The organism is Micromonospora sp. R311 (genome assembly GCF_056780015.1).
This window is the reverse complement of the sequence record NZ_JBSWCE010000018.1, coordinates 78315-105031: the sequence shown is the minus strand read 5'-3', so window position 1 is coordinate 105031 and position 26717 is coordinate 78315. Positions and strand designations below refer to the sequence as shown.

The window sequence follows — 26717 nt, the reverse complement described above, 5'->3', positions numbered from 1 at the left end:
GGATCGGGTGACTAGGCTCGACCGGGTGGAGCAGACCCCAGGCCGGTTCGCCGGGCCGCCGCTGACCCCCCGTACCGCCGTGATCTGGTCGGTGCTGCGCGCCGAGCTGGACCGCCGTGGCGACGCCGAACTGACCGTGCTCGACGTGGGCGGCGGCACCGGTGGCTTCGCCGTTCCGCTCGCCCGGGCCGGCCACCGGGTCACCGTGGTCGACGCCAGCCCGGACGCGCTCGCCGCGCTGACCCGCCGGGCCGCCGAGGCCGGGGTCGCCGGGCGGGTGCACGCCGTGCAGGGCGACGGGGACGCGCTCGCCGGGCTGGTCGAGCCGGCCGGCGCCGACCTGGTGCTCTGCCACGCGGTGCTGGAGGTGGTCGACGACCCCGCGCCGGTGGTGGCCGCGCTGGCCACCGCGCTGCGCCCCGGCGGCGCCGCGAGCGTGCTGGTCGCCGGCCGGGCCGCCGCCGTGCTCGGCCGGGCGATGACCGGGCACCTGGACACCGCCGCCACGCTGGCCGCCGACCCGGCCGGCACCGCCGGGCCCCGGGACACCCTGCGCCGGCGCTACGACGCCGACGGCGCCGCCGCGCTGCTCGGCGCCGCCGGGCTGGTGGTCGAGGAGATCCACGGCGTACGCGTGCTCGCCGACCTGCTCCCCGCCGCCGTCGCCGACGGGCAGCCGGGCGCCCTGGTCGAGCTGGAGCGGACGCTCGCCGGGCGGTCGCCGTGGCGCGACCTCGCCGCCCAGCTGCACGTGTTCGCCCGCCGGCCGGCATGACGGGACCGTCCGAACCGGCCGGCGCGCCCGACCCGCTGGCGGTGGTCACCCCGCGCTACGGCACCGGCAGCCTGGCCGACGTGCTGCCCAGCGCGTTGGCCGTGCTCGGCGTGCCCGGCGCCACCGACCCGCTCGGGCTCGCCGCGGCGCTGGCCGGGGTACGCCGGATCGCGGTGCTGCTGGTCGACGGCCTCGGCTGGTACCAGATCCCGACCGCCGCCCCGTACGCGCCGACCCTGGCCGGGCTGGCCGCGACCGTCGGCCGGCCGCTCACCTCGGGCTTCCCGTCCACCACGCCGACCAGCCTGGTGACCCTCGGCACCGGCGCCGCGCCGGGCGCGCACGGCGTGCTCGGCTTCACCGTCCGGGTGCCGGGCAGCGACCGGGTGCTCAACCACATCGAGTGGGCCGGCGACCCGGCGCCGCTGCGCTGGCAGCCGGTCGGCACCCAGCTGGAGCGGGCCCGGGCCGCCGGGGTCGCGGTGACCGTGGTGAGCCGCCCCGAGTTCGGCGGCAGCGGCCTCACCGTGGCCGCCAACCGCGGCGGCGACTACCGCGGCGCGGCCGGCGTGGACGCGCTGGCCCGGGAGATGCTGGCCGCCCTCGCCGCCGGCGCCGGGCCGACCCTGGTCTCCGGCTACCACCCCGACCTGGACCGGCACGGCCACCTCACCGGCGTCGACTCGGTGCCCTGGCGGCACGCCGCCGGCGAGGTGGACGGGCTGCTCGCCCGGCTGGTGGACGGGCTGCCGGCGGAGGGCGCGCTGCTGCTCACCGCCGACCACGGGCAGCTCGACGTGCCGGCCGGGCACCGCTTCGACCTGGACACCGACCCCCGGCTGCGGGCCGGGGTGCGGGTGGTCGCCGGCGAACCGCGGGTCCGCTACCTGCACGTGGCCCCCGGTGCCACCGCCGACGTGGTTTCCGCCTGGTCGGCGGTGCTCGGCGACGCGGCCCGGGTGCGCACCCGGGAGGAGGCGGTGGCCGCCGGCTGGTTCGGCCCGGTGCCGGCGGAGCACCTGGGCCGCATCGGCGACGTGGTGGTCGTCTGCAACGACACGTACGCGGTGATGGCCACCCGCTCGGAGAAGCCGCTGGCCTCACGGCTGGTGGCGTACCACGGGGCGGACACCGCGGCGGAGATGACCATCCCGCTGCTGGTCGTCCGCGGCTGACCCGGTCGGCCGCCGGCCCACGGCCCGCGGGCCGTACCCGGTGGCCCGGGTCACGTCCGGAGAGGCGGAGCCGGCGCCGGCCGGCTGGCCGGCGGCGGTGTCGCACCCGGGGGTTAACCTGCGGCAATGGGTCGCAGTCAGTCGTTGCCGCGGGGCGGTGATCCCCGCTTCGGGCCGGACGCCGACGACTCCGGCTGCCCGATCCTGCACGTCGACATGGACGCGTTCTTCGCCTCGGTGGAGGTGCGCCGCCGGCCCGAGCTGCGCGGCCGGCCGGTGGTGGTCGGCGGGATCGGCCCGCGCGGGGTGGTCAGTTCGGCCAGCTACGAGGCCCGGCGTTACGGCGTCCGCAGCGCCATGCCCACCATGCGGGCCCGGGCGCTCTGCCCCCACGCGGTCTACCTCCCGCCCGACTTCGAGCAGTACACGGCCGCCTCCCGGGCGGTCATGCAGATCTTCCGGGACGTCACCCCGCTGGTCGAGCCGCTCTCCCTGGACGAGGCGTTCCTCGACGTGGCCGGCGCCCGGCGGCTCTTCGGCCCACCGGCCGCCATCGCCCGGCTGATCCGCGAGCGGGTCGCCGCCGAGCAGGGGCTGACCTGTTCGGTCGGGGTGGCGCCGAGCAAGTTCGTGGCCAAGCTCGGCTCCACCCGGGCCAAGCCCGACGGATTGCTGGTCGTTCCGGCCGGGCGGGTGCTCGACTTCCTCCACCCGTTGCCGGTGTCGGCGCTGTGGGGCGTGGGGGAACGAGCGGCGGAGACGCTGCACCGGCTCGGCCTGAACACCATCGGTGATCTCGCCGAGGCGCCGTTCGGCATGCTGCGCCGGGCGGTCGGCGAGGCGTCCGCGACCGGACTGCACGAGCTGGCCTGGGGCCGTGACCCGCGCCGGGTGAGCCCGGAGCACGTGGAGAAGTCCATCGGCGCCGAGGTGACCTTCGACGCCGACGTGGCCGACCCGCTGGAGATCCGTCGCGCCCTGCTCGCCCTGGCCGAGAAGGTGGGCGCCCGGCTGCGCCGGGCCGGTCAGGTGGGGCGGACCGTGTCGCTGAAGGTGCGGCTGGCCGATTTTCGCACCGTGAACCGCTCCCGCACCCTCACCGTGCCCACCGACACCGCCCGGGAGATGTTCGACACGGTCTGGGCGCTCTACACCGCGCTCGATCCCGGCGAGCGGATCCGGCTGGTCGGCGTCCGGGTGGAAGGGCTCGCCGGGGCGGCGGAGACCCCGCGGCAGCTCACCCTGGGCGCGCCCGAGCGCGGCTGGCGGGAGGCGGAAGCTGCCGCCGACGCCGCGGCTGCCCGTTTCGGGCGGTCCGTCATAGGTCCGGCCAGTCTGCTCGGCACCCGGGATCCGCGACGAAATGAAAATCCACCCCGGCCATAGGTCGTCCCGCTTTCCGACGCGCGACCCCCCTCGTAGACTTGCGGGTAAGCAGCCGGTTGGCTGCCACGGTCTGTCGGTCCGACCGGGCCGACCAACGTGACCGGGGAGGAGTGCCGTGCCGCTCTCGGAGCACGAGCAGCGGCTGTTCGAGCAGATCGAGCGGTCGCTTGCCGAGGACCCCAAATTCGCCTCGGCCGTGCGCGCCAGCGACCCGCGTTTCCACGCGCGGCGTCGCCTGCTCGTCGCTGCCGGCGTGATCATCGCTGGCCTGGCCCTGTTGGTCTACGGCGCGGTGATCAAGACTCCGCCGCTGGCAGTGGCGGGTTTCGTCGTCATGCTGGCCTCGGCCGCGTTCGCGGTGCAGTCGCATCGCCGGGCGCAGTCACCCGACCTGCACGTCGTGGGCGGTACGACGAGTCGTCGCCGTCCCCGCGGTCGTGCCGGCCGACGGCCGTCGATCCTGGACCGGTTGGAGGACCGGTGGCGGCAGCGCCCGGAGGGGCACCGCTGACGCCGACCCGCCGCTGAGGCGGGCACCACACCCCTCCAGGTGGATCGCCGGGACGTCTCCCGGCGACCTTTGACGTTTCTCCGCGCCCCGCCCGCCGCCGGTCGCCCCGACCTCTGCCGTCGGCCGACCTGACGCCGCTCCGCGCCGGGTGACCCACCGTCCGCTCACCCGCCCACCCGCCCCGCGCCGCGCCGGGCCGGGCCGCGCCCCCCGCGCCGCGCCGCGCCTCCCGCGCCGCGCCGCGCAAGATCGTGCTATTTCCCGGAAGTAGTGGTGTCGCGTCGCAGGGAGGCCACTACTTCCAGGAAAGAGTGTGATCTCCGCGCCGGCGGCCAGCCGGGTCTCCCCGTAGTGGCGAGGGTGGCCTTCGCGTTGCGGCCGGCGTGATCTGCCGCTGCGGCCACCGGCCCTCGGGCCGGCGGTGTCCGGGTGGACGGCGGGATGCCACCGCCCACCCGGAGCGGGTCAGCGGGCCATCCGGCCGGCGAGCAGCCGGCGCGGGCTCCAGCGCAGCAGCCGGTAGCGGACCCGTCCCGCCGCCGCCACCAGGCGGGACGAGGTGTCGGCCGCGGCGAGCCGCCAGCGCAGCAGCACCGACGGCGGGAGCACCGCCGCCAGCAGTCGGGTACGCCGGCCGGCCTGCGCGGCGAGCGCGCCGCGTACCGACCGCAGGGCCGGGAGCAGGTGCTCGCCGGTGAGCGGGTCGCGCGCGTAGCGGGCGCGTTCCTCCGCCCGCCCGAGCAGCCGTACCGCCGTGACGGCACCGGCGTCGGCGCCGAGCGTGTCCCGGACCAGGCGGTCGGCGGTGGCCCGGGGGGTCTCCGTGCGGTCCACCCGGACCCGGAAGTCGACCAGGGTGTCGAGCAGTTCGTCCCAGGCGGCGTGCGCGTCCGCGCGGGCCCGGTCGGCGTCCACGCCGAGCACGACCATCCGCGGCCCCTCGGTGGACCCGTCACCACCCGCCGCCTGCATCGCCGCCGTCGGGACGGCGGCAACCCGGCCGCCGCGCCGCCGGCGCAGGGCCAGCCGGCGCAGCGCCGGCAGGGCGAGCAGAGCGAGCAGGGCCAGCGCGCCGGCCGCCCACCAGGGCCAGACCGGGGCCTGCTCGGTCGGCCCGCTGCCGCCGATCGCCAGGCCGGAGTCCGGGTCCTCCTCCGGGGAGTCCGGGCCCTGCGGGCCGGCCGACGCCTCGGTCTCGCCCGGGGCGCTGGTCGTGCCCGGCTCGGGCGTCGTCTCCTCCGGAGCGTCGGTGTCCGGCGCCCAGGCCGAGCGGGTCGACCCCGGCACCATGTACGCCGGGGTGGCGTCGAACGGCACCCAGCCCATCTGGTCGAAGTAGACCTCCGTCCAGGCGTGCAGGTTGCGGTTGGTCAGCGTGTAGGTGTCGCCGGAGCGGTTGCTGCCGTTGGTGAACCCGAACGCCACCCGGGCCGGGATGCCGGCGGCCCGGACCAGCCAGGCCATCGCGGCGGCGTACTGCTGGCAGTAGCCGACCTTGTTGGTGAGGAAGTCGATGATGTCCTGGCCGCTGGTGCCGACCTGGGTGCTCAGCTGGTAGCTGAACCCGTTGTCCGCGGAGAAGTGGTCGTAGATCGCCCGGACCTTGTCGTACTCGGTGCGCTTGCCGCGCACCAGCCCCCTGACCAGCTCGTCCACCTCGGCCACCGGCGGCACCGCGGTGTACTGGCGCCGCGCCGCGTGGTCGCTGCCCAGCGGTCGCGCCTGGCGCAGGGTGTCCGGGCTGTACGTCGAGCGGACGTACTCGAACGAGTAGCGCTTGTCGCGGGAGTCCTCCCGGTTGGAGAAGAGGATGGCCCGGTTGTCGTCGTAGAGCCAGTTCCCATTCAGCTTCTCGGTGCGTACCGGTTGGGCGTAGACCGGCAGCAGCGGCATGTCGAGGTTCTTCGTCACCTCGACCGTGGCCCGGTAGCGGTTCTGCGCCACGCCCGGGTGGATGCCGTCCGCCGGGTCCGGCAGGTCCCGGTTGGCCGGCCGGCCGGTCGGCGGGGTCACCCGGAAACCGTCCGGCCGCAGCTCGTCGGCGACCCCGAAGCGCAGGTAGAACGGCTGCGGCTCGTTGGTGGTGACCTTGACCAGGTCGGCGACCTCGGACTGGTTCAGCTGCCCGCTCAGCGCGGCGAAGAGGTTGATCCGGCCGGGGTTGCCGCCCTGCCCTGGCCGGCCGGTGCCGTTGCCGGTGCCGGAGCCGAGAGTGTCCAGCAGACCGCCGGTCATCCCGGGCACCGCCAGCGGGAGCACCACCGCCAGCGCCACGCCGACCACCGCGAGCCGCCGTCCGGCGGCGGCCAGCGGGGAGGACTCCCAGACGTCCACGTCGCGGCCGTCGCCGGTGAACCGGCGGCCGAACCGGCGCACCCGGTCCACGTTGTCGGTGACCAGCAGCCAGAGGTAGCCGGCGGCGCCGACCACGAACGGCACCGGCGGGACGCTGTCCACGTAGATCGCGACCGGCACCGAGTAGATGGCCAGCATCGGCAGCCCGGCCAGCGCCGGGCGGCGCAGCCCGACGGCGAGCACGTCGACCACCACGGCCACCCCGCCGATGCCGAGCACGGTGAGGAAGAGCAGCGGGTCGGTGTCCGGGACCTTCACGCCGTACGAGCGCATGTCCTGCATGGAGCCGCTGAGCAGGTCGGCGAAGTGCCCGAAGGTGGCCGGCGTCGGCACGAAGGCGACCAGCTCGGTGCCGCCGGGGAAGAGCCAGGTCAGGGCGAGCGTCAGGCCGGCCAGCATGGCCAGCACCTGGCCCCAGAGCGGGGCCCGGACCAACCGGGCGAGCGCGGCCACCGCGGCGACCACGGCCACCGCGATGGTGGCCTGGATCAGCCACGTCCAGCGTTCGAAGATGGCCGACAGCGGCGCGGCGGCGAGCAGCGTCGCCGCGGCGGCGACGAAGCCCAGGTTCCGGTGGGCGATCATGAGGGGAGCCTTCCGTTCATCGCACGCCGCCGGCCACCGTCTCGGCCAGCGCCGCCCGCAGCGCGAAGCCCTGCGAACCCCGGGCCGCCTGCGGCCACAGCGCCGGCAGCCGGCCGCCGTGGTCGACGCCGATCACCCGCCACCCGCTCTGCAGCAGGGCCAGCGCGGCGGCGCCGTGCGCCTGGTCGGCCTCGGCCCGGGCCTTCTCCGGCAGGTTGAGCCAGGTGGAGCTGTGCAGCAGGAAGCCCACGCAGGTGGCGCCGTTGCCGCGCAGCCCGGCCAGCAACTCGGCCTCGGCGGTGCTCAGCGTGCCGAACAGGCCGATGATCAGCCCGCCGTCCGAGCGCTGCCGGACCCGCTGCACCAGCGTGGTGATCTCGACCTGCTTGTCGAGCCGGACCTCGGCGAGGTGGTCCAGGAGCACGCCGTCGCCGCTCGCCTCGGAGGCGTCCACGTCCGCACCGGAGCCGGTGACCAGGCGCAGCTTGTAGCCGGCCTGGCGCAGGTGTACGGCGATGCTCGCGGCGGCCGAGACCGCCCACTCGAAGCTGGCCGTCGGGCCGTCGCCGCGGTGGCCGTACGCCCTGGTGTCCAGCACGACGGTGGCGCGGCTCTCCCAGGGCTGCTCCTCCCGCCGGACCATCAGCTCGCCGGTGCGCGCGGTCGACTTCCAGTGCACCCGGCGCAGGTCGTCGCCCATCCGGTACTCCCGGGTGGCGGCGTCGTCCTCGCCGTGCACCGCCACCGAGCGGGCCCGGCTGTCGCCGCTGCCGGCGTACTCGCCGGGCAGCCGCACCGAGGGCAGCGGGGTGACCTGCGGGATGACGGTCAGGTGGTCGGTGCTCGGGAAGGCGCGGCTGAGCTCGCACAACCCGAACGGGTCGGTCATCCGGACCACCAGCGGCCCCACCTCGTACCGGCCGCGCACGTCGGCCCGCACGGTGTACGCCACCGAGCTGGCCTGGTGCGCGCCGAGCCGCTCCAGCACCACCCGCGGCCGGCTGCCCAGCGCGTAGGGCAGCCGGTCCTCCAGCAGCAGGGTGCCGGTGGGCAGCCGGGACAGGTTCTGCAGCCGCAGCACCACCCGCGAGCTGGCCCCGACCGGCACCCGGTGCGGGTCCAGCGACCGGTTGCAGGCCAGCTTGTAGCGGCTGCGCCCGACGTAGGCCGCGGCGAGCAGCGGCAGGATGGCGAGCAGCACGGCGACCCGGAGCAGGTCCTTCTCGCCGAGGATCGCCGACGAGATCGCGGCGGCGACCGCGGCCGCCAGGAACGAGCGGCCCCGGGTGGTCAGCCCCCGCAGCCCTTCGCGCACGTCACGGCCTCCGCGGCTCGTACGGCGGCCGACCCTGGCCCTGGCCCGGCCGGGTGTCGTAGGGGGAGCGCTTGCGGTCGTGCGGCAGCGGCAGCCGGTGCACCAGCTCGGCGACGATGGCGTCGGTGGTGCGGCGGGCCAGCTGGGCGTCGGCGGTGGGGATGATCCGGTGCGCCAGCACCGGCACGGCGAGCACCTGCAGGTCGTCGGGGAGGACGTAGTCGCGCCCCTCCAGCGCGGCCACCGCGCGGGCGGTGCGCAGCAGTTGCAGGGTGGCCCGGGGCGAGGCGCCCAGCCGCAGGTCGGGGGCCTCCCGGGTGGCGGTGACCAGGTCGATCGCGTACTGCTTGACGGCATCGGCGACGTGCACCTGCCGGACGTGGCCGATCAGCCGGCGCACGGTGTTGGCGTCGGAGACCGGCCGCAGCCCGGTCAGCGGGTCGGTGGCGCCGTGCCCGTCCAGCATCGCCAGCTCCGCACCCGGGTCCGGGTAGCCCATCGCGATCCGGGCGGTGAACCGGTCGCGCTGCGCCTCGGGCAGCGGGTAGGTCCCCTCCATCTCGATCGGGTTCTGGGTGGCGATCACCATGAACGGCGTCTGCAGCTGGTAGGTCACGCCGTCGACGGTGACCTGCCGCTCCTCCATGCACTCCAGCAGCGCCGACTGGGTCTTCGGCGAGGCGCGGTTGATCTCGTCGCCGACCACCAGGTTGGCGAAGACGGCGCCCGGCCGGAACTCGAAGTCGTGCGTCTCCTGGTTGTAGACGCTGACCCCGGTCACGTCGCTGGGCAGCAGGTCGGGGGTGAACTGGATGCGGCGTACCGAGCAGTCGATCGACCGGGCCATCGCCTTGGCCAGCTTGGTCTTGCCGACGCCCGGGACGTCCTCGATGAGCAGGTGACCCTCGGCCAGCAGCACGGCCAGCGCGAGCCGCACGGTGGCGGTCTTGCCCTCGATGACCTGCTCGATGTTCGAGACGATGGCTTCGCTGGCGGCGCGGAACTCGTCGTGCGGCAGCAGACCGCCCACCTCGTCCCAGGTCTGTTGTGTCACGGGCCTCCTCCTCGTCGCCGATCACGGCAGCTCTGTATAGAGCACCTGGACCCGCCGTTGGGTTCGCGACGCCGAGCCTCGTCTGCCGCAGAAATCTCACTGGCCTCTCAGGCTAACCATGTTTGTCGTCTTCGCCGACCCGCGCAGGTGGACCGTCGGTTACGCCCCGAATATTCGCCCGGTGGGGGAGGTGTGGAGGTACTGCGAGCGGGTACCCGCGCTGCTCGACCCGAAGGGAGGATCATGGACGACGCGCCCTTGCCGGTCGATATCGGACATTGGCTACTCGCCCTCTCCCCGGTCGTGGTGCTGCTCGTCCTGCTGGCGGTGCTGCGCTGGAAGGCGCCGCAGGCCGGGCCCGTCGGCATGTTCCTCGCCGCGGCCGTGGCGCTGGTGTTCTTTCGTACGCCGTGGGAGACGGTCGGGGTCGCGGCCGGCAAGGGCGTCTGGGACGCCGTGTTCATCCTCCTGGTGATCTGGCCGGCGCTGCTGCTGTACCGGATCGGGACCGCCGCGGGCGCCTTCGACGCGCTGCGGCGTGGCCTCTCCCGTCACGCGCACGCCATCCGGATCGACGCCGAGCGGGGGCTGCTGGAGGCGGGCGCCGACCCGCGCGGTGACGGCGCGGCGCTCGGGTACTGATGCGGCCCACGACGGTGGCGGTGCCGCGGCGCCGGGGCGTCGGGCGCGGGCCGGTGCTCTGCGGGCCGGCATGATCCTGGCGGTCGTCCTCAGTTGGCAGCTCCTGCTCGCCGCCGCCGCGCCGGCGCTGACCCGGTGGCTCGGCCGGGACGCCGGTTACCCGCTGGCCGTCGGCTATTTGAGCGGGGCCGGTCTGCTGCTCACCCGGCTCCCGGTGATCCTCGACGACCGGTCGGTCACCGTCTCCTGGCCGTGGCTGCCGTCGCTGGGGGTGTCCGCCGCCCTGCGCATGGACGCCCTCAGCCTCGTCTTCGCCCTGCTGGTGCTGGGCGTTGGCGGGTTCATCATGGCCTACTGCCCGCGCTATTTGAGCACCGACGGCCCGCACACCCGGGTGTACGTCACGATGACCCTGTTCGCCGGGGCGATGCTGGGCCTGGTCCTCGCCGACGACCTGCTCGTGCTCTTCGTCTTCTGGGAGTTGACGAGCGTCCTGTCGTTCGTACTCATCGGGCAGGACGGCCGCTCGGCGGCGCGCGGGCCGGCGATCCGGGCGCTCCTGGTCACCTCGGCCGGTGGCCTGGCACTGCTGGCGGCGGTGGTCGTGCTCACCGGGAGCCTCGGCACCACCGACCTCGACCGGATCCTGGCCGACCCGGGCCTTTTGGCGGTCGGACCCGCGTGGGCGGCGGGTGCCCTGATCGTCGTCGCGGCCTTCACGAAGTCGGCGCAGGTGCCGTTCCACTTCTGGCTGCCCGGCGCGATGGTGGCGATCACCCCCGTCAGCGCCTACCTGCACGCGGCGACGATGGTGAAGGCCGGCATCTACCTGCTGATGCGCTTCTCGGCGCTGTTCGGCGGTCGGTGGGCGTGGGACCTCACCCTCATCGCCGTCGGGCTGCTCACCGCGGTCATCGGCGCGCTGCTGGCGCTGCGCCAGCACGACCTCAAGGCGTTGCTCGCGTACTCGACGGTGAGTCAGCTCGGCCTGCTGGTCGGGGTGATCGGCGTGGGGACACCCGCGTCGGACGCGGCGGCGATCCTCTACACCACCGCCCACGCGCTGTTCAAGGCCACGCTGTTCATGCTGGTCGGGATCATCGACCACCAGGCCGGCAGCCGGGACCTGCGGCAGCTGTCCGGGCTGTGGCGGGAGATGCCGGTGACGGTGGCGCTGACCGGACTGGCCGCCATGTCGATCGCCGGGCTGCCGCCGACGATCGGCTTCGTCGGCAAGGAGGCGATCTTCGAAGCGTTGGGCGAGGTGCACGGCGTGGCGTGGATCGGCTGGTCGGCGGCCGGTCTCGGCGTGCTCGCCTCGGTGCTCACCTTCGCGTACACGGCGCGCCTGGTCCACGGGATCGTCGCCGGACCGACCCGGCAGCGCGAGTTGTACGAGCCGGCGTGGTCGTTCCTCGCACCGGCGGCGGTAGCCGCCGTCGCCGCAACCGCTCTCGGCCCCACCGTGGCGGTCCTGAGCCCGCTGGTCGAGCGGGCCGCCAGCGATGCCCGGCCCCAGGGGCAGCCGCCCTACCTGGCGTTCTGGCACGGCTTCACGCCGGCGCTCGGCCTCTCCGCACTCACCGTCGTGCTCGGGACGCTGCTGTTCGTGTTCCGGCGCCGGATCGGCCGGGTGCTCGCCGTCGTCCCGACGGGACCGCCGTTCGCCGGTTACCTGGAGCGGGGGCGCGCTGCGCTGGTGCACCTGGGGGTGGTCGTGGGCCGGCCCGCCCGGGCCGCGGATCCGGCGCCGTACCTGGCCCGGCCGCTGCTCGCCGTGGTGGCGCTCGCGGCGGCCGCCGCGGTGCTGCTCGGCCCGCTGCCCGCCCCGCGGGGCGACCCCACCCGCGGCGGGGACTGGCTGGTGCTCGGGCTGCTGGTGGTCACCCTCGCCGGCCTGCTCACGACCCGCTCCGCGCTCGGCGCGGTCGCGCTGACCGGGGTGGTCGGTCTGATCCTCTCGGCCTGGTTCCTCACCACGGGTGCGCCGGACGTCGCGCTCACGCTGATGCTGGTCGAGGTGCTCACCGCGGTGGTGGTCATGCTCGCCCTGCGGGGCCGGCCCGGCCGGCTGGTCGCGGCCGGGCGACGGACGGGGGTCGCCGCCGGCGCCGTGCTGGCGGTGCTCACCGGGGCGGCGGCGACGGCGGCGACGGCGGCGCTGACCGGCCGCCGCGAGTTGTCCCCGGCGGGCGGGTGGTACCTGCGGGAGGCGGAGCCGGCGACCGGCGGGGACAACGTCGTCAACACGATCCTCGTCGACTTCCGGGCGCTCGACACGCTCGGCGAGGCGGTCGTGCTCGCGGTGGTCGCCGTCGGCCTGGTCGGGCTCGCCCACGGCGCCGGGCGCGACAAGGCGCCCCGGTCCGGGCCGGACGCCGGCACCACAGCGGGGCCCGACGTTCCTACCGCAGCCGGACCCGGCGGGCCGGTGGGCGCCCGGCGGGACGAGACCCTACGGCTCCCGGGTCGGGCCGTGCGGTACGCGGTCGATCCGGTGCTGGGTCTGGCGTACCGCGTGCTGGCCCCGGTCATGCTCGCCGTGTCCGTGCTGCTGTTCCTGCGCGGCCACGAGGAGACCGGCGGTGGCTTCATCGGTGCGCTGATCGCCGGCACGGCCGTCGGCCTCGGCCACCTGGCCCATCCCGTCGGGGCGCCGCTGCTCGGCCGTCTCCGGACGGTGCCGCTGCTGACCGCCGGTGTGCTGCTGGCGCTGGCCGCAGGCGCGGCGCCGATGGCCGCCGGACGGGCCCTTCTCACCCCGGTCAAGGTCACCGTGCCCGGCCCCGCCACGGTGACGTCGTCGCTCGTGTTCGACCTGGGCGTGTACCTGGTGGTGTTGGCCCTAATCGTGGCGGCGGTCCGCCGGTTGGACGCCGCGCCGGCCGGTCCCGCGCCCGGCCCGGTCCGGGAGAGCGTCCCGTGAGCGGGCCGTTGATCGTCGGCGTGCTGGTGGCGGCCGGTGTGTTCCTGCTGCTGCGGCCCGGGCAGTTGCGGCTGGTGCTCGGGTTCGTCCTGCTCGGCCACGCCGTGAACGTGCTCCTGCTGGCGGCCGGCGGCCTGCGCCGGCGGGAGGACGCCGTCGACGGCACCGGACCGGAGAGCGTCGATCCGCTGCCCCAGGCCTTCATGCTGACCGCGATCGTGATCACGTTCGGCATCACCGTCCACCTGCTCCGCCTGCTGCGCCGTGCACCTCGGCGGGGAAGCCGGCCGCCGGATGACCGGAGCGGGGAGCCCCGATGAGCGCTCTGCTGGTGGTTCCGCTGGCGGGTCCGCTGCTCGCCGCCGGGGCGCTGCTCGCCCTGCCGGGCCGGCCGGCGCTGCGGCGGGCCGTGGCGCTCGTCGCCACGGCGGCGGTCCTCGCGGTGGGCGGTGTCCTGCTGGCGGCCACCCGGGGCGGGGAGGTGCCGGTGGTCCGGGTCGGGGACTGGCCGGCCGTCGTCGCGATCACCCTGGCGGCCGACCCGCTGAGTGCGCTGCTGGTCACGGTGGCGGCGACCGTGGTGCTGGCCTGTCTGGTGGCGGCCTCGGCGACAGGTGAGGACCGCCGGCGGGCGTTCCTGCCGCTGGCGCTGGTGCTGTCGGCCGGCGCGTACGGTGCGTTCCTCACCACCGATCTGTTCAACCTGTTCGTGCTGATCGAGGTCATGCTCGTCCCGTCGTACGTCCTGCTGGCCCTGTCCGGCGGCCCGGGCCGCGCCGGTGCCGGGCGGGTGTACGTCGCTACGAACCTGCTCGGGTCCACGCTCCTGCTGACCGGCGTCGGGCTGATCTACGGGATCACCGGGACGGTCGGGCTCGCCGACCTCGCCGGGGCGGCCCGCGAGGTTTCCTCGGTGGCGGTCGCCGGCGGCGTGGTCCTGCTGGCGTTCGCGCTCAAGAGCGCGCTCGTGCCCCTGCACGACTGGCTGCCCCGTGCCTATCCGGTCGCATCGCCGGTGGTCGTCGCGCTCTTCTCCGGCCTGCTCACCAAGGTCGGGTTGTACGCGGTCATCCGGGTCTACGCCGTGCTGTACGGGGGTGACCCGGCGTACCACCCGCTGCTGGTGGCGGTGGCGCTGGCGTCCATGGTGGTCGGGGTGCTCGGTGCGGTGGGTGCCGGGTCGATGCGCCGGGTGCTGGCGTTCCACATGGTGAGCCAGATGGGGTACGTGCTGCTCGGACTCGCCCTGTTCACCGCCGCCAGTCTCGCTGCCGCCATCTTCTATCTGGCCCAGTACGTGCTGGTGAAGGCGGCGCTGTTCCTGTGCGCGGCCGCCGTCCGGGCCGTCCACGGCACCGACCGGTTGAGCCAGTTGGGCGGGCTGGTCCGGGACCGCCCGATGCTCGCCCTGGCCTTCGGCGCCGCGGCCCTGTCCCTGGCCGGCCTGCCGCCGTTCGCGGGCTTCCTCGCCAAGTTCCTGGTGCTGCGGTCCGCCGGCGACGTCGGTGACTGGCTCTCGATGACCGTGGCGGTGCTGGTCAGCCTGGTGACGCTGCTGTCGATGCTGAAGATCTGGGGGGCCGTCTTCTGGGGCGAGGCGCCCCCGCGGGCGGCCCCGCAGCGCCCCGTCCGTTCCGGGCCGGCGCTGGTCGGCCCGCCGCTGGCGCTCGCCACGTGCGCCCTGCTCCTCGGGCCGCTCGGCGGGCCGCTGCTGCAGGTGGCGGACGCCGCCGCGGTGGGGTTGCTCGAGCCCAGCGGATACGTGCGGGCGGTGCGCGGGCGGTGAACGGGGCAGTGCCGTGGCGGACGGTGGTGCGGGCGGCGCGGATCGTCCGGTTCCTGGCCTGGTTCGCGGTCCGGCTGGTGGAGGCGAACCTCGTGGTGGCCCGGGAGATCCTCACGCCGGGCTCGGGGCTGCAGCCGGCCGTGGTCCGCGTGCCGTTGCGCGCCCGGACGGACAACGAGGTGGCCCTGGTCGCCCTCTGCGTGACCCTGACCCCGGGCACCCTCACGCTGGCGGTGCGCCGCGACCCGCGGGCGATGTGGGTGCACGGCATGTACGCCGCGGACGCGGCGGCGTTCCGCCGCAGGCTCACCGAACTGGAGACCCGGCTGCTGGCGGCGGCCCGTCCGGTCGGGTCCGCCCGGGCCGGTACCGAGGGACGGAGGTGACGGATGCTTCTGCTCGACGTGGTGCTCGTCGTGCTCGCCCTGTCGATGACCGTGGTTGTCGGGCGGGTGATCATCGGCCCGACCGACGCCGACCGGGCGGCCGCGCTCGACTACGGGTTCTTCGTGTTCCTGGCGGCGGTGGCCGTGCTGGCCGTCCGGCTGGACTCGCCGGACCTGCTGGACCTGGTCCTCACCGGCACCCTGGTCAGCTTCCTGGCCACGGTCGCGCTGGCCCGGCTCGTGCACCGGCGGCGGCCGTGATCCGGACGGCGCTCGCGTCGGTGCTGCTGGTGACCGGCACCGGGCTGATCGCGGTCAGCGCCCTCGGCCTGATCCGGCTGCCTGACGTCTACAACCGGATGAACGCCGTGGCCAAGGCCGGCAGCCTGGGCCTGATCTGCGTCCTGCTCGCGGTGCTGCTGCTGATGCCCGGCGTCCGGACGGCCGTGGTGATCCTGGTGGCCGCCGGGTTGCAGCTGGTCTCCGCGCCGGTCGGCGGGTACGCCCTGGCCCGGGCCGCGTACCGGGCGGGCAGCCCGCTGGCCGAGAGCACCCGGTACGACGAACTCGGCGGGCGGGTGCCCGGCGGGGACCGGTCGGAGCCCGGCGGATGAGACCGGCCCGCCCCGGCCGGTGGCCTCGGGCACGTTCCTGGTCGCCGTCCGGGGTACACTGCCGGACATGGCCGGAGTCTTCCTGCTCCTTACCGGGCCGTGCTGATGCGCTGACACGCGCGACAGCACGGCGGCCCCTCATGCGTGAGGGGCTTTTTTGTGCCCGTCGCCGGCCCGCCCGGCGCTCGGGCGGCAGCACCCACCAGACAAGCACGAGACGACGCGCCGAGCGACGCGAGGAGACGCCATGAGTGAGGCAGCCGCACCGGCCAACGACATCCCCCCGTTCCGGTACACCGCGGCCCTGGCCGACGAGATCGAGCACCGCTGGCAGGACTTCTGGGACCGCGAGGGCACCTTCCACGCCCCGAACCCGACCGGTCCGCTGGCCGACCCGGGTCACCCCCGGGCGGGCGCCGAGAAGCTGTACGTGCTGGACATGTTCCCCTATCCGTCCGGCGCCGGCCTGCACGTCGGGCACCCGCTGGGTTACATCGGCACCGACTGCTTCGCCCGCTACCAGCGGATGGCCGGGCGCAACGTGCTGCACGCGATGGGCTTCGACGCGTTCGGCCTGCCCGCCGAGCAGTACGCGGTGCAGACCGGCACCAACCCGCGGACCACCACCGAGGCGAACATCGAGCGCTACAAGTCGCAGCTGCGCCGGCTGGGGCTGGCCCACGACGAGCGCCGCTCGGTGGCCACCATCGACGTCGACTTCTACCGCTGGACCCAGTGGATCTTCCTGCAGATCTTCAACGCCTGGTACGACGCGCGGGCCGGCAGGGCCCGGCCGATCGCCGAGCTGATCAGTGAGTTCGAGGGTGGCGCCCGGCCCACCCCCGACGGCCGGCCGTGGGCCGAGCTGACCGTGGCCGAGCGCCGGCGGATCGTCGACGACCACCGGCTGGCGTACGTCTCGGAGGCCCCGGTCAACTGGTGCCCGGGGCTGGGCACCGTGCTGGCCAACGAGGAGGTCACCGCGGACGGCCGCTCCGAGCGCGGCAACTTCCCGGTCTTCAAGCGGAACCTGAAGCAGTGGATGATGCGGATCACCGCGTACGGGGACCGGCTGCTGGACGACCTGGACACCCTGGACTGGCCCGAGCCGATCAAGATGATGCAGCGCAACTGGATCGGCCGCTCCCAGGGCGCGCACATCTTCTTCCCTACCTCGGCCGGTGATTCCGGTTCTGCGGGCGAAGGCCGCATCACTGTCTTCACCACCCGGCCGGACACCGTCTTCGGGGCCACCTACATGGTGCTGGCGCCGGAACACGAACTGGTCGACGCGCTGGTGCCGGCGGCCTGGCCGGCGGGGACGAAGGAGGCCTGGACCGGCGGGCACGCCAACCCGCGGGCGGCCGTCGAGGCGTACCGGAAGGCGGCGGCGGCCAAGACCGACGTCGAGCGGCAGGCGGAGACGAAGGAGAAGACCGGCGTCTTCGTCGGGGCGTACGCCACCAACCCGGTCAACGACGCGCAGATCCCGATCTTCATCGCCGACTACGTGCTGGCCGGCTACGGCACCGGCGCGATCATGGCGGTGCCGGCGCAGGACGAGCGGGACTGGGAGTTCGCCGAGGTCTTCGAGCTGCCGATCGTGCGTACCGTGCAGCCGGCGGAGGGCTTCACCGGCAAGGCGTACACCGGGGACGGGCCGGCGATCAACAGCGCCGCGCCCGACCGCGGCCTGGACCTGAACGGCCTGGGGGTGGCCGACGCCAAGGCCCGGATCATCGAGTGGCTGGAGGCCGCCGGGCACGGCCGCGGCGCGGTCACCTACCGGCTGCGGGACTGGCTGTTCAGCCGGCAGCGCTACTGGGGTGAGCCGTTCCCGATCGTCTACGACGAGACCGGCGCGGCCATCGCCCTGCCGGAGGAGATGCTGCCGGTCGAGCTGCCGGAGGTGGACGACTTCTCGCCGAAGACGTTCGACCCGGACGACGCCGACTCGAACCCGGAGACCCCGCTGTCGCGCCGCCGCGACTGGGTCGAGGTGGAGCTGGACCTGGGTGACGGCCCGAAGCGGTACACCCGGGAGACCAACGTGATGCCGCAGTGGGCCGGCTCGTGCTGGTACGAGCTGCGCTACCTGGACCCGACCAACTCCGAGCGGTTCGTCGACGCGGAGAACGAGCGGTACTGGATGGGCCCGCGCGGCGCCGGCGACTGCGGGGGCACCGACCTGTACGTCGGCGGCGCCGAGCACGCCGTGCTGCACCTGCTGTACGCCCGGTTCTGGCACAAGGTGCTGTACGACCTGGGGCACGTCTCGTCGTTCGAGCCGTTCCGCAAGCTGTTCAACCAGGGCTACATCCAGGCGTACGCGTACACCGACGCCCGGGGCGCCTACGTGCCCGCCGAGGAGGTGACCGAGCGCGACGGCGGCTTCTACCTGGGCGACACCGAGGTCAAGCGCGAGTACGGCAAGATGGGCAAGTCGCTGAAGAACGTGGTCACGCCGGACGAGATGTGCGCGGCGTACGGGGCGGACACGTTCCGGGTCTACGAGATGTCGATGGGCCCGCTGGAGGTGTCCCGGCCGTGGGAGACCCGGGCGGTGGTCGGCTCCTACCGGTTCCTGCAGCGGGTCTGGCGCGCGGTCGTCGACGAGCAGACCGGCGAGCTGCGGGTCACCGACGACCCGGCCGACGAGGCGACCCGGCGGCTGCTGCACAAGGTGATCGACGGGGTCCGCGGCGACATGGACGCGATCCGGTTCAACACCGCGATCGCCAAGCTGATCGAGCTGACCAACGGGCTGACCCGGCTGTCGGCCACCCCGCGCGAGGTGGCCGAGCCGCTGGTGCTGATGCTGGCGCCGTTCGCCCCGCACATCGCCGAGGAGCTGTGGCGGCGGCTGGGGCACGACTTCTCGCTGACCTACGCGGACTTCCCGGTGGCCGACCCGGCCCTGCTGGTGGCCGAGACGGTGACCTACCCCGTGCAGGTCAACGGCAAGGTCCGCGGCCGGGTCGAGGTGCCCGCCGACGCATCGGAGGAGACCGTCCGCGCCGCCGCGCTGGAGGCGGTGGCCGGCACCCTGGCCGGCAAGGAGCCCCGCAAGGTCATCGTGGTGGCCGGCCGGATGGTCTCCGTGGTCGCCTGACCCGTTCCGCCCGCCGGGCCCGCCCCGAGTCGGGCCCGGCGGGGCGGGTCAGGGGTCGCGCCGGTGGATGGCGAGGACGGCGACGGCGAGCGCGGCGACGGACCAGCCGGCGAAGGCGAGCCAGGAGCCGGTGACGGTGGCCGGGAACGGGTCCGGGTTGACGATGTCCGGGTGCACCTCGATCAGCCGTTGCCAGGCCGCGACGGGCAGCGCGTGGCGGAGCTCGGCGATCCACCGGTGCTTGTCGCTGTCGACGACCAGGGGCAGCAGCAGGAGCACCGAGGTGGCCGCGACGACGGTCCCGGCGGCGTGCCGGATGACCGCGCCCAGCCCCATCCCGAGCAGCGCGCAGACCGGCACCAGCAGGGCGCTGCCCAGGACGGCCCGGGCCACGCCCGGCTCGCCGATCGACCAGCCGGCGTCGCGTCCGGCCAGGATCGCCTGGGACACCCGGAACGAGGTCGCCGCGGTGACCAGGCCGAGAACGAGCATCACCGCGGTCAGCACGGCGGCCTTCGCGGCCACCACCGACCGGCGGGCGGGTACGGCGGCGAACGTGGCGCGGATCAGCCCGCTCTGGTACTCGCCGACCACGGTCAGCGCGCCGACGGTGGTGGCGGCGAGCATCAGCAGCAGGTAGCCGGCCTCGGGGAAGGCGTCCCGCACCGGGCCGTACAGGTGGAACATCTCCCGCCGCCCGTCGGGGTAGAACGGCCAGTTCCGGTAGTCGGCGAGGCTGGCGTTGACGCTGACCGCGACGACGAACAGGAAGACCAGTGGCAGCGTCCACCGGGTCGAGCGGAGCGACCACAGCTTGATCCACTCGGCGGCGAGCAGGTCGCGGAACCGGGCCGGCGCGCCGGTGACCGGTGCGCGGGTGGGCGGTGACGTCACGGTGGTCATCGGGTCGTCCCTCCGGAGTACTCGACGCTGGCGGCGGTGAGTTCCATGAACGCCTCCTCCAGCGAGGCGGCGCGGGTGGCCAGCTCGTGCAGCGGGACCCGGTGGGCGAACGCGAGGTCGCCGATCCGCTCGGCGGTCAGGCCGGTCACCACCAGCGTCCCGGCGTCGTCCGGGCGCACGGTGCCGCCCTCGGCCGCCAGCACCGCGGCCAGCGCCGCCGGCTCGGGCGTACGGACGGCCACGCTGGTCCGGGTGCCACGGGCGGCGAACTCGGCGAGGCTCTGCTCGGCGATCAACCGGCCCCGGCCGATCACCACCAGCCGGTCCGCGCAGTTCTCCATCTCGCTCATCAGGTGGCTGGAGACGAAGACCGTGCGCCCCTCGTCGGCCAGCCGCCGGAACAGGTCACGCACCCAGCGGACCCCTTCCGGGTCGAGGCCGTTGAACGGCTCGTCGAAGAGCAGCACCGGCGGGTCGCCGAGCAGCGCGGCGGCGATGCCGAGCCGTTGCCGCATGCCCAGGGAGAACCCGGCGATCCGGCGTCGGGCGACGTCGGCCAGCCCGACCTCCCGCAGCACCTCGTCGACCCGGGCGCGACCGATGCCGTTACCGCGGGCCAGCGCGGTCAGGTGGGCGCCGGCGGCCCGCCCGCCGTGCACGTCGCCCGCGTCCAGCAACGCGCCGGCGTGCCGCAGCCCGCGCGGCCGGTCGGCGAACCGGACGCCGGCCACGGTGGCGGTGCCGCTGCTCGGCCGGGTGAGACCGAGGATCATCCGCAGGGTGGTGGACTTGCCGGCCCCGTTCGGGCCGAGGAACCCGGTGACGTGGCCGGGCCGCACGGTGAGGGTCAGGTCGTCGACGGCCGTGGCCCGGCCGTACCTCTTGGTCAGGGCGTGGAGTTCGATCACCTGATTCACGCTGCCGGGCCGGGGCCGCGCCGGCGTCGCGCCGGCGGCCACATCCGGCGGGCCCGCACCCGCCCCGGGGCGTACGCCCGTGGGCCGATGCCCGGCCGGGGGCCGGCTGGCTACCGTGTGCGCATGGACGCCACGCTGCCGCTGCCCCGCCGGGCCTCGACGGTGGCGCGCGCGGTGCTGCCCTGGGCCGGCGTCGCGCTGCTGCCCGTCGTCCTGCTGCTCGCCCCGGCCGTCGCGAGCAGCCCGGCCGGCATCGGCTTCGGGGACTGGTGGATCGCCGAGCGCTACCTGGTGCCCCTGCTGGTCCTGGCCCTGCCCGCCGGCCTGCTGGGCCGCCGCCCGCTGCTCGCCCTGGGGCTGATGCTGGTCGCGGCGTGCCTGGTCACCGTGACCGTCCACGTTCCGGAGAACGGCTACCTGCGCGACATCTGGTACACCCAGTTCCTCGGCATCGACCTGGTGGTCGGGCTGGTCGCGGCGCACCGGTCCCGGCGGCTCTCGGTGCCGACCGCGGTGGTCGTGCTCGGGGTGCAGGTCGCGGCCAGCTTCGTGAACCCGGCCGAGGACCCGTTGAGCCGGGCCACCCTCTCCGTGCTGGCGGTGGTCACCGCGTGGACGGTCGGCGACTCGGTCCGGGCCCGCCGCCGGCACGCCGAGGCGCTGCGCGCCCACGAGTCCGCCGAGGCGGTCACCGCCGAGCGGCTGCGCATCGCCCGCGAGCTGCACGACCTGGTGGCGCACAGCATCGGGGTGATCGCCATCCAGGCCGGCATGGGCGCGCGGGTGATCGACAGCCAGCCGGGGCAGGCGCGCGCCGCGCTCGCCACCATCGAGGCCACCAGCCGGGAGACGCTGGCCGGCCTGCGCCGTACGCTCGGCGCGCTGCGCCGCCCGCACGGGGAGTCGGCGGCGCTGGCGCCGACCACCGGGCTGGCCGACCTCGACCGGCTGGTCGCGGCGGCGGCGGACGCCGGCGTCCGGGTGCGGCTGCACCGGCGGGGCCGGCCCGGTCCGCTCCCCGCCGACCTCGACCTGGCCGCCTACCGGATCGTGCAGGAGGCGCTGACCAACGTGGTCCGGCACGCCGGCACCGCCGACTGCCGGGTCACCGTGACGCAGGGTCCGGAGCAGCTGGCCGTGGAGATCGTCGACGACGGCCGGGGCGGGCAGGTCGGCGGCGAGGGGCACGGGATCGTCGGCATGCGCGAACGCGTCGCCCTGCTGGGTGGCCGGTTCCACGCCGGGCCGCGCCCCGAGGGTGGCTTCCGGGTCGCCGCCGAGCTGCCGGTGCCCCCGGAGCCGCCCGCCGTCGACCCGGCAGCGTCCCGGCCGCATCCGGTGGAGGCGGACCGGTGACCGTCCGGGTGCTGCTCGCCGACGACCAGCCCCTGGTCCGCGCCGGCCTGCGGGTGCTCATCACCGAGTCGCCCGACCTGGCCGTGGTCGGCGAGGCCGGCACCGGCGCCGAGGCGGTCCGGTTGGCCCGCGACGTGGCGCCGGACGTTGTCCTGATGGACCTGCGGATGCCCGGCACGGACGGCATCCAGGCGACCCGGACGATCACCGCGCACGGCGGGCCGACCCGGGTGCTGGTGCTCACCACCTTCGACGACGACGAGCACGTGCACGCGGCGCTGCGCGCCGGCGCCAGCGGGTTCCTGGTCAAGGACATGGCGGTGGACGACATCCTGGCCGCGATCCGGGTGGTGGCCGCCGGGGACGCGCTGATCGCCCCGGCCGTGACCCGCCGGCTGATCGCCGAGTTCGCCCGCCGGCCGGAGCCGGTCACCCGCCGCCGCGACCTGGCCGGCGTCACCGACCGGGAGCGCGAGGTGCTCACCCTCGTCGGCCGGGGGTTGTCCAACGCGGAGATCGCCGCCGAGCTGGTGATCAGCGTGGCCACCGCCAAGGCGCACGTCGCCCGGCTCTTCGCCAAGCTCGGCGCCCGGGACCGGGTGCACCTGGTCATCGCCGCCTACGAGGCCGGACTGGTCACCCCGACGGGGTGACCGGCCCGGTAGGTCCCGGTGTCCATGGCCGCGGACCCGGCGCGGCCTCGGACCAGGAGATGCGGCGGAGCGGGCCGGGTCGCGGACCCGGCGCGGCCGACGGGACCGGACGTGCGGCGGAGGCGGGTCGGGCCGCGGACCCGGCGCGGCCGACGGGACCGGACGTGCGGCGGAGGCGGGTCGGGCTGGTGCTGTCCCGATCAGCGTGATGACTCTGCGGCATATTTATGCCGCAGAGTCATCACGCTTGTCGGGCGCGGGCAGGCGCCGGTCTACCTGCGCCTTGCCCGGGTGTCGGTCGGCATGCCGCTGCGGCGGCGGGTGTCGTCGGCATGGGCTGCGGCGGGCGGGTGTCGGTCGACATGCGCCGCGGCGGGCGGGTGTCGGTCGACATGCGCCGCGGCGGGCCGGTGCCGATCAACTCACCCGGCGGCGGACGCCGATCGCGCATCCACGGCGGTGGGCGCCGATCGCCGCCCCCGGCGGCCGGGGCGAGGGGCGCGGCTGGTCAGTCGTCACCCAGCGCGGCCAGCACGGCCGGGCGGTGCCGCAGCAGCCAGTCGTGCCAGCCGCGGACCAGCCGCACGATGCCGGCCGCCCGCAGCCGGCGCATGCCCGGCTCGTCCCGGTCGGCGCCGGCCTCGATGCCCCGCCAGGTGCCGTCGAGTTGGTCGAGCATGACCTCGACCAGCTCACCGCGGGGCAGCAGCGGGCCGTCCGCGCCGGCGTAGGCGTCGCGGAGCAGGCCGGCCCGGCGGCCCAGCTCGGCCGGGTCGGCGCCGTTGCCGAGCTCGGCCCAGTGCCAGGCGGCGAAGGCCACGTCCGCGATCCGCCGGCCCGGCGCGGCCCGGTCCCAGTCGAGGAAGGCGACCGGCAGCAACCCCTGCGGCGTGTGCCGGTAGACGGTGTTCTTCGGGGACAGGTCGCCGTGGCAGACCGTCTCGGCGCCGCCGGCCAGCGGGCTGCCCGCGCACGCGTCGTGCAGCCGCCGGATCAGGCCGGCCAGCCGGATCAGCGCCGGGTCGGCGAAGTAGTCCCGGTCCTCCCGGTCCCGCCAGGGCACCCGGCCGCCGAGGTGGCTGAGCACCTGCCGGCCGTGCTCGTCGATGCCGAGGTGGCGGGGCGCGAGGGCCGCGTCCACCCGCTCCAGGTGCCGCAGCAGCGCCGCGACGAAGTCGGCGTTCTCCGGGGGCGTACGCCGGACGGTGTCGCCCACCCGGACCACCTCGGCGATGAAACCCCCGGGCAGGCGCTCCTCGGTGACCGGGTCCGGGCTGTTCACCTGAGGTGGCGGCATCGCGTCATGCCAGGTCGGGGCGGCGCCGGCGCTCGGCGCGCCACCAGCCGCGGATCAGCACCACGCTGGCGACCAGGCCGAGCGCGGCGGGGGCGGCGGCGACCCAGTTGACGTCGCCTGGGGAGGTGACCGCCGCACCCACGGCGGCGTAGCCGAAGGCGGTGGGGGCGGAGGCGAGCAGGCTGCCGGCGAGGAACGGCAGCACCCGGGCGCCGGTGGTGCCGTAGCCGTAGCTGACCAGCCCGAAGCCGGCGATCGGCAGCAGCCGGACGGTGATCACGCCGAGCACGCTCTGCCGGGCGAACCAGCCGTCCAGTCGGGCCAGCCGGCCGCGGACCCGCTCGGCGACGAAGTCCCGGCCGAGCAGCCGGCCGACGGCGAAGCCGAGCGCGGCGGCCAGCAGCGCGGCGCCCAGCGCGTACCCGGCGCCCTCCAGCGGGCCGAAGATCGCGCCGGAGGCGAGCGTGACGAAGGTCCGCGGGACCAGCGCCACCAGCAGCAGCGCCCCGCCGAGGATCGCCGCGACCGGGGCCAGCTCGCCGAGCCGGGCGGCCAGCAGCGGCAGCTGGGCGACGTCGGGGCGGGGCGTCACCAGCAGCAGCACCCCGAACCCGGCGAGCAGGAGCAGCAGCAGCAGGAACCGGACGGCCGACGGCTGCCCGAGCAGCCGCCGGACGGCGCGGATCATGCCCGGGCGGCGGCCACCGCGGCGCGGCGCTCGGACCGGAGCCGGTCGGACCAGGTTTCGTCCAGCGGCGGCAGCTGGTGCACGCCGGTGGCCCAGCGCAGCAGCAGGTCGGCCAGGGCGGGGTTGCGGGCCAGTGCAGGCCCGTGCGAATAGGTGCCGAGCAGCTTGCCCCGCCAGGCGCCCTCGGTGCCGCCGTCGTTGCCGACCCCGGCGGTGACCCGGGCCAGCGGGGCGACCTCCGGGCCGAGGTGGGTCCGGCCGCCGTGGTTCTCGAAGCCGCTCAGCGCGGGCAGCCCCAGCCGGGGGTCGATGTCGCCGGCCAGCTCGCCGACGGCCCGGGTCGGCCCCCGGTCGGAGGCGAGGTCGAGCAGCTCCAGGCCGCGGTACTGGGTGCCCTTGGCGAAGAAGGAGGTGCCGAGCAGCTGGTAGCCGGCGCAGACGCCGAACACCACCGACCCCTGGGCGACCGCCCGGTGCAGGCCGCCGTCGGCGATCAACCGCTGGGCACCGAGCGCCTGCGGGCCGTCCTCACCGCCGCCGATGAGGTAGATGTCCGCCGTGGCGGGCAGCCGCTCGTCGGAGCGGACCTCCAGCACCTCCACCGGCATCCCGCGGCGCCGGGCGCGGTGGGCGAGGATCAGCGCGTTGCCCCGGTCGCCGTAGGTGGAGAGCAGGTCGGGGTAGACCCAGACGATGCGCAGGCTCTCAGTTGACACGGTCCAACTCCGCTCGGATGTCCTGGAACGCGGTGTAGTTCGCGATGACCTCCAGCCGCCCCGGGGGCGCCGTCCGGACGGCCTCGTCGAACGTCCGCACGTGCTGGAACGGCACCCCGTTGACCTCGAGCCGGACGGCCAGGTCGTACGCCCGGTCGCCGGTGATCAGCACCTGCCGGCCGCGCAGCGGGGAGAAGTCGACGTCGAACAGCCATGAGGTGTCCAGCCCGTCGGGGTCGCGGGCGTTGATGGAGAGCAGGGTCGGCGCCTCGTCGGCCATGTCGAACGCCTCCAGCCAGCTGGCCGGGTTCTTGGCCAGCAGCAGCCGGATGTTGCGCCCGTCCCGCTCCACCTGCGCGTAGCGGCCGGCGACCGAGGCGACCGTGCCCAGTTGCAGCACCGCGTCGACCGGGCGGACGCCGAACTCGGCGGCCACGGCCAGCGCGGTGGCCGCGTTGCCGATGTTGACCTTGCCGGGCAGCTGGAGCTTGACCTTGTGCCAGGCGCCGGTCGGGTCGACCACGCCGTCGTCCTCGACGGTCCACTGCGGCTCGGGCCGGCGCAGCGGGCAGCCGCTGCACCACCACTGCTCACCCGAACGCTGGATGGTGGAGCCGCACTCCGGGCAGACCCAGGAGTCGTCGTGCCACCGCTGCCCGGCGCTGAACCAGGTGACGTGCGGCGGGTTGATCCGGTGGTCGTGGTTGGGCGGCGGGGACGCGGCCCACACCACCATCGGGTCGTCGGCGTTGGCGACCACCCGCACGTCGGAGTGCTTGACCAGGGCGGCCCGCCAGAGCTGCGCCATCATGGCGACCTCCTTGGCCCGGTCGAGCTGGTCGCGGGAGAGGTTGAGCAGCGCCACCACGTGCGGCTCGGTCGCCTCCAGCACCTGCGCGAGGTAGTGCTCGTCCACCTCCAGCACCGCGTACGGGGTGCTGCCGGCCTTGGCCAGCGCCGAGGTGTGCCCGGTGGGCATGTTGGCGCCGAACGAGTTGGTGGCGACCCGGCCCAGCACGCCGACCGCCGCGGCGGCGAGCCGGGTGGTGGTGGTCTTGCCGTTGGTGCCGGAGATCAGGGCGATGGCGCGCCCGGCCGAGAGGTGTGCGAGCAGGTCCGGGTCGATCTTCAGGCCGATCCAGCCGCCGATCACCGAGCCGTCGCCCCGGCCCGCGGCCCGCGACAACGCCGCGGCCGTCCGGGACACGGAGCTGGCCACCTTCGCCCGCAGGGGCATCTTCGCGTCCGTCACCCGAGCGAGGTTACCGGACCGGTGCCCCCGCCAGATCGCCGCCGAGGGCGAACCGTTCGGCCGGGGTGACCCGGCGGGTGGGACGGATCGCACTCAGCCGGATGGAGTCGATCTATGTCGGAAAGCGGACGCGGCCGGCGGGGCGGTTCCGCCCTCCACTCCGCTCCACCCCTTCTGACGTGCGGTTTTGCGCGCGGAATGGGCGCGCCACGCGGGTGTTTCTGGTTGCAGGTGGAGGGAAGTGGAGTAGAGTGGGGCGCAATGGTGAGGCCGGGAGGGCCCACCGGCCCGGGGGGTCAGCGGCGCCGCGAAC

At 75.1% G+C, this 26717-nt stretch carries 23 protein-coding genes; 14 read left to right on the top strand and 9 right to left on the bottom strand.

Annotated elements, in window-relative coordinates; all coding sequences use genetic code 11:
• The first annotated feature begins 7 nt into the window (after nt 1-7).
• From AC1WTP_RS17280 to AC1WTP_RS17265, 4 genes are all read left to right on the top strand, one after another.
• On the top strand, nt 8-775 hold the full coding sequence (locus AC1WTP_RS17280) for a methyltransferase domain-containing protein (protein ID WP_481650280.1): 768 nt from the start codon (nt 8-10) through the stop codon (nt 773-775).
• Entirely contained in the window at nt 772-1950 is a 1179-nt protein-coding gene (locus tag AC1WTP_RS17275) for an alkaline phosphatase family protein (protein ID WP_481650279.1), read from the top strand. The genes AC1WTP_RS17280 and AC1WTP_RS17275 overlap by 4 nt, the downstream gene beginning before the upstream one ends.
• 126 nt (nt 1951-2076) lie before the next feature.
• Entirely contained in the window at nt 2077-3336 is a 1260-nt protein-coding gene (locus AC1WTP_RS17270; RefSeq protein ID WP_481650278.1) for a DNA polymerase IV, read from the top strand.
• A 115-nt stretch (nt 3337-3451) separates the two neighbouring features.
• Nucleotides 3452-3847 (top strand): DUF3040 domain-containing protein, encoded by a 396-nt coding sequence (locus AC1WTP_RS17265; RefSeq protein ID WP_088992747.1) that lies wholly within the window; start codon nt 3452-3454, stop codon nt 3845-3847.
• Nucleotides 3848-4312: 465 nt separating this feature from the next.
• Here AC1WTP_RS17265 and AC1WTP_RS17260 read toward each other — a convergent pair whose 3' ends face one another.
• Genes AC1WTP_RS17260 through AC1WTP_RS17250 form a run of 3 tightly spaced genes read right to left on the bottom strand, consistent with a single transcriptional unit; the run spans nt 4313 to nt 9156 of the window.
• The gene (locus AC1WTP_RS17260; RefSeq protein WP_481650277.1) at nt 4313-6787 is read right to left on the bottom strand and encodes a transglutaminase TgpA family protein; all 2475 of its coding nucleotides are present in this window, start codon (nt 6785-6787) and stop codon (nt 4313-4315) included.
• A gap of 16 nt (nt 6788-6803) precedes the next feature.
• Entirely contained in the window at nt 6804-8102 is a 1299-nt protein-coding gene (locus AC1WTP_RS17255; RefSeq protein WP_481650276.1) for a DUF58 domain-containing protein, read from the bottom strand.
• A 1-nt stretch (nt 8103) separates the two neighbouring features.
• Entirely contained in the window at nt 8104-9156 is a 1053-nt protein-coding gene (locus AC1WTP_RS17250) for an AAA family ATPase (RefSeq protein WP_481650275.1), read from the bottom strand.
• A 243-nt stretch (nt 9157-9399) separates the two neighbouring features.
• Between AC1WTP_RS17250 and AC1WTP_RS17245 the strand changes: the two genes are divergently transcribed.
• From AC1WTP_RS17245 to leuS, 8 genes are all read left to right on the top strand, one after another.
• The gene (locus tag AC1WTP_RS17245; protein ID WP_481650274.1) at nt 9400-9798 is read left to right on the top strand and encodes an L-lactate permease; all 399 of its coding nucleotides are present in this window, start codon (nt 9400-9402) and stop codon (nt 9796-9798) included.
• Between the two features lie 70 nt (nt 9799-9868).
• Nucleotides 9869-12724 carry a hydrogen gas-evolving membrane-bound hydrogenase subunit E gene (gene mbhE, locus AC1WTP_RS17240; protein ID WP_481650273.1) on the top strand — a complete coding sequence of 952 codons (2856 nt, stop codon included), beginning with the start codon at nt 9869-9871 and terminating at the stop codon, nt 12722-12724.
• Nucleotides 12721-13044 carry a sodium:proton antiporter gene (locus tag AC1WTP_RS17235; RefSeq protein ID WP_481650272.1) on the top strand — a complete coding sequence of 108 codons (324 nt, stop codon included), beginning with the start codon at nt 12721-12723 and terminating at the stop codon, nt 13042-13044. Before mbhE ends, AC1WTP_RS17235 begins: the two co-directional genes overlap by 4 nt.
• On the top strand, nt 13041-14510 hold the full coding sequence (locus AC1WTP_RS17230) for a proton-conducting transporter transmembrane domain-containing protein (protein WP_481650271.1): 1470 nt from the start codon (nt 13041-13043) through the stop codon (nt 14508-14510). The genes AC1WTP_RS17235 and AC1WTP_RS17230 overlap by 4 nt, the downstream gene beginning before the upstream one ends.
• Complete coding sequence (locus AC1WTP_RS17225; RefSeq protein WP_481650270.1) at nt 14507-14896, top strand: Na+/H+ antiporter subunit E; 390 nt, start codon at nt 14507-14509, stop codon at nt 14894-14896. The genes AC1WTP_RS17230 and AC1WTP_RS17225 overlap by 4 nt, the downstream gene beginning before the upstream one ends.
• Nucleotides 14897-14899: 3 nt before the next feature.
• Nucleotides 14900-15157, top strand: coding sequence for an MrpF/PhaF family protein (locus AC1WTP_RS17220; RefSeq protein ID WP_481650269.1), 258 nt, complete (start codon nt 14900-14902; stop codon nt 15155-15157).
• The gene (mnhG, locus tag AC1WTP_RS17215; protein WP_481650268.1) at nt 15154-15510 is read left to right on the top strand and encodes a monovalent cation/H(+) antiporter subunit G; all 357 of its coding nucleotides are present in this window, start codon (nt 15154-15156) and stop codon (nt 15508-15510) included. Before AC1WTP_RS17220 ends, mnhG begins: the two co-directional genes overlap by 4 nt.
• Before the next feature lie 247 nt (nt 15511-15757).
• Nucleotides 15758-18622 (top strand): leucine--tRNA ligase, encoded by a 2865-nt coding sequence (leuS, locus tag AC1WTP_RS17210; protein WP_481650267.1) that lies wholly within the window; start codon nt 15758-15760, stop codon nt 18620-18622.
• 48 nt (nt 18623-18670) lie between these two features.
• Here leuS and AC1WTP_RS17205 read toward each other — a convergent pair whose 3' ends face one another.
• Together AC1WTP_RS17205 and AC1WTP_RS17200 are read right to left on the bottom strand one after the other, a co-directional pair.
• On the bottom strand, nt 18671-19525 hold the full coding sequence (locus tag AC1WTP_RS17205) for a hypothetical protein (protein WP_481650266.1): 855 nt from the start codon (nt 19523-19525) through the stop codon (nt 18671-18673).
• Complete coding sequence (locus AC1WTP_RS17200) at nt 19522-20433, bottom strand: ABC transporter ATP-binding protein (RefSeq protein ID WP_481650265.1); 912 nt, start codon at nt 20431-20433, stop codon at nt 19522-19524. Before AC1WTP_RS17200 ends, AC1WTP_RS17205 begins: the two co-directional genes overlap by 4 nt.
• 132 nt (nt 20434-20565) lie before the next feature.
• On the opposite strand from AC1WTP_RS17200, the gene AC1WTP_RS17195 reads away from it, so the two are divergent.
• Both AC1WTP_RS17195 and AC1WTP_RS17190 read left to right on the top strand, forming a co-directional pair.
• On the top strand, nt 20566-21798 hold the full coding sequence (locus tag AC1WTP_RS17195; RefSeq protein ID WP_481650264.1) for a sensor histidine kinase: 1233 nt from the start codon (nt 20566-20568) through the stop codon (nt 21796-21798).
• Complete coding sequence (locus AC1WTP_RS17190) at nt 21795-22451, top strand: response regulator (RefSeq protein WP_481650263.1); 657 nt, start codon at nt 21795-21797, stop codon at nt 22449-22451. Before AC1WTP_RS17195 ends, AC1WTP_RS17190 begins: the two co-directional genes overlap by 4 nt.
• 508 nt (nt 22452-22959) lie before the next feature.
• Here AC1WTP_RS17190 and AC1WTP_RS17185 read toward each other — a convergent pair.
• The 4 genes from AC1WTP_RS17185 to AC1WTP_RS17170 are packed head-to-tail and all read right to left on the bottom strand — an operon-like array spanning nt 22960 to nt 26389.
• Nucleotides 22960-23748: a phosphotransferase family protein gene (locus AC1WTP_RS17185; protein WP_481650262.1), complete on the bottom strand. Its 789-nt coding sequence runs from the start codon at nt 23746-23748 to the stop codon at nt 22960-22962.
• 4 nt (nt 23749-23752) lie between these two features.
• Nucleotides 23753-24436, bottom strand: a complete 684-nt coding sequence (locus AC1WTP_RS17180) for a TVP38/TMEM64 family protein (RefSeq protein ID WP_481650261.1) — start codon at nt 24434-24436, stop codon at nt 23753-23755.
• Nucleotides 24433-25152, bottom strand: coding sequence for a type 1 glutamine amidotransferase (locus tag AC1WTP_RS17175; protein ID WP_481650260.1), 720 nt, complete (start codon nt 25150-25152; stop codon nt 24433-24435). Before AC1WTP_RS17175 ends, AC1WTP_RS17180 begins: the two co-directional genes overlap by 4 nt.
• Nucleotides 25142-26389, bottom strand: coding sequence for a MurT ligase domain-containing protein (locus AC1WTP_RS17170; protein WP_481650325.1), 1248 nt, complete (start codon nt 26387-26389; stop codon nt 25142-25144). The genes AC1WTP_RS17175 and AC1WTP_RS17170 overlap by 11 nt, the downstream gene beginning before the upstream one ends.
• Between the last annotated feature and the right edge of the window lie 328 nt (nt 26390-26717).

What these genes read in the sequence shown, in the direction of transcription:
- AC1WTP_RS17205 (WP_481650266.1), bottom strand. Translation starts at nt 19,525, where the DNA reads ATGACCACCGTGACGTCACCGCCCACCCGCGCACCGGTCACCGGCGCG.
- AC1WTP_RS17275 (WP_481650279.1), top strand. Translation starts at nt 772, where the DNA reads ATGACGGGACCGTCCGAACCGGCCGGCGCGCCCGACCCGCTGGCGGTG.
- AC1WTP_RS17220 (WP_481650269.1), top strand. Translation starts at nt 14,900, where the DNA reads ATGCTTCTGCTCGACGTGGTGCTCGTCGTGCTCGCCCTGTCGATGACC.
- AC1WTP_RS17260 (WP_481650277.1), bottom strand. Translation starts at nt 6,787, where the DNA reads ATGATCGCCCACCGGAACCTGGGCTTCGTCGCCGCCGCGGCGACGCTG.
- AC1WTP_RS17185 (WP_481650262.1), bottom strand. Translation starts at nt 23,748, where the DNA reads ATGCCGCCACCTCAGGTGAACAGCCCGGACCCGGTCACCGAGGAGCGC.
- AC1WTP_RS17270 (WP_481650278.1), top strand. Translation starts at nt 2,077, where the DNA reads ATGGGTCGCAGTCAGTCGTTGCCGCGGGGCGGTGATCCCCGCTTCGGG.
- mbhE (WP_481650273.1), top strand. Translation starts at nt 9,869, where the DNA reads ATGATCCTGGCGGTCGTCCTCAGTTGGCAGCTCCTGCTCGCCGCCGCC.
- AC1WTP_RS17180 (WP_481650261.1), bottom strand. Translation starts at nt 24,436, where the DNA reads ATGATCCGCGCCGTCCGGCGGCTGCTCGGGCAGCCGTCGGCCGTCCGG.
- AC1WTP_RS17170 (WP_481650325.1), bottom strand. Translation starts at nt 26,389, where the DNA reads ATGCCCCTGCGGGCGAAGGTGGCCAGCTCCGTGTCCCGGACGGCCGCG.
- leuS (WP_481650267.1), top strand. Translation starts at nt 15,758, where the DNA reads ATGAGTGAGGCAGCCGCACCGGCCAACGACATCCCCCCGTTCCGGTAC.
- AC1WTP_RS17230 (WP_481650271.1), top strand. Translation starts at nt 13,041, where the DNA reads ATGAGCGCTCTGCTGGTGGTTCCGCTGGCGGGTCCGCTGCTCGCCGCC.
- AC1WTP_RS17195 (WP_481650264.1), top strand. Translation starts at nt 20,566, where the DNA reads ATGGACGCCACGCTGCCGCTGCCCCGCCGGGCCTCGACGGTGGCGCGC.
- AC1WTP_RS17245 (WP_481650274.1), top strand. Translation starts at nt 9,400, where the DNA reads ATGGACGACGCGCCCTTGCCGGTCGATATCGGACATTGGCTACTCGCC.